4 protein-coding genes are annotated in these 4707 nt (G+C 55.7%); all 4 read left to right on the top strand.

The genetic code is table 11. The features are described 5' to 3' along the window. Positions 1 to 765, top strand: a 765-nt coding sequence (locus tag WCC56_RS17500; protein WP_424693607.1) for a penicillin-binding transpeptidase domain-containing protein, incomplete at its 5' end; no start/stop codon positions are given. Continuing rightward, positions 752 to 2239, top strand: coding sequence for a UDP-N-acetylmuramoyl-L-alanyl-D-glutamate--2,6-diaminopimelate ligase (murE, locus tag WCC56_RS17505; protein WP_424693608.1), 1488 nt, complete (start codon positions 752 to 754; stop codon positions 2237 to 2239). The genes WCC56_RS17500 and murE, both read left to right, overlap by 14 nt. After that, complete coding sequence (murF, locus tag WCC56_RS17510) at positions 2236 to 3597, top strand: UDP-N-acetylmuramoyl-tripeptide--D-alanyl-D-alanine ligase (protein ID WP_424693609.1); 1362 nt, start codon at positions 2236 to 2238, stop codon at positions 3595 to 3597. Before murE ends, murF begins: the two co-directional genes overlap by 4 nt. Beyond that, complete coding sequence (gene mraY / locus WCC56_RS17515) at positions 3591 to 4673, top strand: phospho-N-acetylmuramoyl-pentapeptide-transferase (RefSeq protein ID WP_424693610.1); 1083 nt, start codon at positions 3591 to 3593, stop codon at positions 4671 to 4673. The genes murF and mraY overlap by 7 nt, the downstream gene beginning before the upstream one ends. Positions 4674 to 4707: the final 34 nt, after the last annotated feature.

The following is a 4707-nucleotide window of genomic DNA, read 5'->3' on the forward strand; positions in this document are numbered from 1 at the left end:
AATGGCCATGAAATTAAAGACGTGGCGCGCTACAACGAACTGACCCTGACCGGGGTTCTGCAGAAATCGAGTAACGTCGGTGTTTCAAAGCTGGCGTTAGCGATGCCATCCTCAGCGTTAGTAGATACTTACGCACGCTTTGGATTGGGTAAGGCGACCAATTTGGGGTTGGTCGGAGAAAGCAGTGGCTTATATCCTCAAAAACAACGGTGGTCTGACATAGAGAGGGCCACCTTCTCTTTCGGCTACGGGCTAATGGTAACGCCGTTACAACTAGCGCGAGTCTACTCAACGATTGGCAGTTATGGCGTATTGCGCCCGCTGTCCATTACCAAAGTTGATCCGCCTGTGGCGGGTGAACGCGTCTTCCCTGAAGAGCTGGTCCGCACCGTAATGCATATGATGGAGAGCGTGGCTCTGCCTGGTGGCGGCGGCGTGAAAGCGGCGATCAAAGGGTATCGTATCGCCATTAAAACCGGTACCGCGAAGAAAGTCGGGCCGGATGGTGGATACGTCAACAAGTACATTGCTTATACCGCAGGTGTGGCACCTGCAAGCCATCCTCGTTTTGCGCTGGTTGTGGTGATTAACGATCCACAAGGTGGCAAATATTATGGTGGTGCAGTTTCTGCACCGGTGTTTGGCGCGATCATGGGCGGCGTACTGCGCACCATGAACATTGAACCTGATGCGCTGCCACCGACACCAACGGACAAAACAGAGATGGTAGAAAACAGAAGAGAGGGATCCAGTGACCGATCGTAGTTTGCGCGACTTACTGGCCCCGTGGGTGCCTGAAGCACCAGAGCGGGCGCTGCATGAAATGATCCTGGACAGCCGTGTGGCTGCGTCTGGCGATCTGTTCGTCGCTATTAAAGGTCATGCGGCCGATGGTCGCCGTTTTATTCCCCAGGCTATCGCTCAGGGTGTTGCTGCTGTCATTGCTGAGGCAGAAGGCGAAGCAGAAGATGGTGAAATCATCGAAATGCACGGCGTGCCGGTGATATACCTGGCGCAGCTTTCACAGCGTTTATCTGCGCTGGCCGGGCGTTTCTATCAGCAACCGGGCGACAAGCTGCGTTTGATTGGCGTGACCGGTACCAACGGCAAAACCACCACGACTCAGTTGATGGCGCAGTGGGGGCAGTTACTGGGCGAAACCGGTGCGGTGATGGGCACCGTAGGCAACGGCCTGTACGGCCATCTTGCTGCGGCAGAAAACACCACCGGTTCCGCTGTTGAAGTTCAGCAAACGTTGAATTCACTGGTAGAGCAGGGCGCTACGCTGGCGGCGATGGAGATCTCTTCGCACGGTCTGGTGCAGCACCGCGTTGCGGCACTGCCGTTCGCTGCCGCTGCGTTCACCAATCTGAGCCGTGACCACCTTGATTACCATGGCGATATGACGCGCTATGAAGCCGCAAAATGGCTGCTGTTCTCTGAACATCAGGTTGGACAGATCATCGTGAATGCCGATGATGAAGTTGGCCGCCGCTGGTTGCAAAAGCTGCCAGACGCCGTTGCCGTCTCGATGGAACATAATATTGAGTCAAGCTGCCATGGCCGCTGGCTGCAGGCGACTGAAGTCGACTACCACGACAACGGCGCAAAGATCCGCTTTGATTCCAGCTGGGGTGAAGGTGAAATTGAAAGCCGCCTGATGGGCGCCTTCAATGTCAGCAACCTGCTGGTGGCTTTGGGCACCTTATTGGCGCTGGGCTATCCGCTGGATTCGCTGATAGCGACCGGCAGTCAACTCCAGCCGGTGACGGGTCGGATGGAAGTCTTTAGCGCACCAGGCAAGCCGACGGTAGTGGTGGATTATGCCCACACGCCAGATGCGCTGGAAAAAGCGCTGGAAGCTGCTCGTCTGCATTGTAAAGGCAAACTGTGGTGTGTCTTTGGCTGCGGTGGCGATCGTGACAAAGGCAAACGTCCCTTGATGGGGGCCATCGCTGAGCAATTCTCAGACGTAGTGGTCATTACCGATGATAACCCGCGCAGCGAAGATCCTGCCGCTATCGTTGCGGATGTGCTGGCTGGCCTGTTAGATGCCGGCCGCGCCCGCGTAATGCCGGGCCGTGCGCAAGCGGTCACTAACACTGTGATGCAAGCGAAAGACGGCGATATCGTTCTGGTCGCCGGTAAAGGCCACGAAGATTACCAGATAGTTGGCAACCGCCGACTGGACTATTCAGACCGCACCACGGTCGCCCGTCTGCTGGGAGTGATCGCATGATTACACTGACTCTGCAAAAGCTGGCCGACTTAACTGGCGGCAAACTGTTCGGTGGTGACCTCTCAATTGCTGAAGTGACCACGGATACTCGCAAAGTCAGCGCTGGTTGTCTGTTCATCGCCCTTCAGGGTGAACGGTTTGATGCCCATGATTTTGTGGGTGAGGCCATGGCCGCCGGTGCATCAGCACTTCTGGTTAGTAAGCACTTAACTGTTGCTGTGCCTCAGGTTGTGGTTGCTGATACCCGTATCGCGCTGGGCCAGCTGGCTGGCTGGGTGCGCCAGCAATCCCCCGCTCGGGTGGTTGCTTTGACCGGCTCTTCAGGCAAAACCTCGGTAAAAGAGATGACCGCCGCCATTCTTCGTGAATGTGGCGAGACACTTTATACGGCAGGAAACCTGAACAACGATATCGGGGTTCCTCTGACCCTGCTACGCCTGAACGAATCGCATCAGTATGCGGTAATTGAGCTGGGTGCTAATCACCAGGGCGAAATTGCGTACACCACTGACATTACCCGTCCTGAAACCGCACTGGTGAATAACCTGGCTGCGGCACATCTGGAAGGGTTTGGCTCTCTGGCTGGCGTGGCTAAAGCCAAAGGCGAAATTTTCCAGGGATTGCCAGTCAACGGTACGGCGATCCTCAACGCAGACAGCAATGACTGGCCACACTGGCAGTCCTCCCTGCACAGCAAAACAGTCTGGCGTTTCTCGTCTGAACCGCAGACTGACAGCGACTTCTCCGCTACCGATGTGAAGGTCACCAGCAGCGGTACGCATTTTATGATGATGACGCCTGCGGGCAGCATTGCCATTCAGCTCCCGCTTCCGGGGCGCCACAATATTGCCAACGCCCTGGCCGCCGCCGCACTGGCCTTGTCGGTCGATGCGCCATTGAGCGCTATCCAGAAAGGCTTAAGGCATCTGCAGGCCGTGCCGGGACGTTTGTATCCGGTTCAGTTAGCAGAAAATAAACTGCTGCTGGATGACAGTTACAACGCCAACGTGGGCTCAATGACCGCGGCCGCTCAGGTGCTGTCAGAAATGCCTGGCTATCGGGTGATGGTGGTGGGCGATATGGGCGAGTTGGGCGATGAGGCAGAAGAGTGCCATCGCGAAGTAGGCGAAGCCGCACGGCTGGCAGGAATCGATAAAGTACTGAGCGTTGGCAAGATGAGTCACCTCATCAGTGAAGCCAGCGGTGCAGGAGAGCATTTACAAGACAAGGCGGCCGTTACGGCACGTCTGCAGACGCTGCTCGCTGAGCATGACGTCATCACTATTTTAGTTAAAGGCTCGCGTAGTGCCGCCATGGAGCAGGTAGTGCAGAGCTTACAGGAGAAAGGAACATGCTAGTCTGGCTGGCCGAACATTTGGTCACTTTTTATTCTGGCTTCAACGTCTTTTCCTATCTGACGTTTCGCGCCATCGTCAGCCTGCTGACCGCTCTGTTTATCTCTTTGTGGATGGGGCCGAAAATGATCGTCCGTCTGCAGCAAATGTCCTTTGGCCAGGTCGTCCGTAACGACGGCCCGGAGTCGCATTTTAGCAAACGCGGCACGCCGACGATGGGCGGGGTAATGATCCTGTTCTCTATCACCGTGTCAGTGCTGATGTGGGCTTACCCTTCAAACCCTTACGTCTGGTGCGTGCTGGTGGTGCTGGTGGGCTTCGGCATTATCGGGTTTGTTGACGATTACCGAAAAGTGGTGCGTAAAGACACTAAAGGTCTGATTGCACGCTGGAAATATTTCTGGATGTCGGTGATTTCGCTGGGTGTAGCCTTTGCGTTATACATCGCCGGGAAAGGGACACCAGCCACAGAGCTGGTGGTGCCGTTCTTTAAAGACATCATGCCGCAGCTTGGATTGTTCTACGTGGTGCTGGCTTACTTTGTGATTGTCGGTACCGGCAACGCCGTGAACCTGACTGATGGCCTCGATGGTCTGGCAATTATGCCAACGGTGTTTGTTGCGGCTGGTTTTGCGCTGGTGGCCTGGGCGACCGGTAACGTGAAGTTTGCCGAATATCTGCACATTCCTTATCTGCGCCATGCGGGTGAGCTGGTTATCGTCTGTACCGCCATTGTCGGCGCCGGTCTTGGCTTCCTGTGGTTCAACACCTATCCGGCGCAGGTCTTCATGGGCGATGTGGGCTCTCTGGCTCTTGGCGGCGCGCTGGGCACAATCGCTGTGCTGCTACGTCAGGAATTCCTGCTGGTGATTATGGGCGGCGTGTTTGTGGTGGAAACCCTGTCAGTCATTCTGCAGGTGGGCTCCTTCAAATTACGCGGTCAGCGCATCTTCCGTATGGCGCCGATCCATCACCATTACGAACTGAAAGGCTGGCCGGAGCCGCGCGTGATTGTGCGCTTCTGGATTATTTCTCTGATGCTGGTGCTGATTGGCCTGGCAACACTGAAGGTGCGTTAACAATGGCTGACTATCAGGGTAAAAAAGTGGTCAT

It is taken from the genome of Erwinia sp., from assembly GCF_049696395.1.
GTDB lineage: Bacteria > Pseudomonadota > Gammaproteobacteria > Enterobacterales > Enterobacteriaceae > Erwinia.

What these genes read in the sequence shown, in the direction of transcription:
- mraY (WP_424693610.1), top strand. Translation starts at nt 3,591, where the DNA reads ATGCTAGTCTGGCTGGCCGAACATTTGGTCACTTTTTATTCTGGCTTC.
- murF (WP_424693609.1), top strand. Translation starts at nt 2,236, where the DNA reads ATGATTACACTGACTCTGCAAAAGCTGGCCGACTTAACTGGCGGCAAA.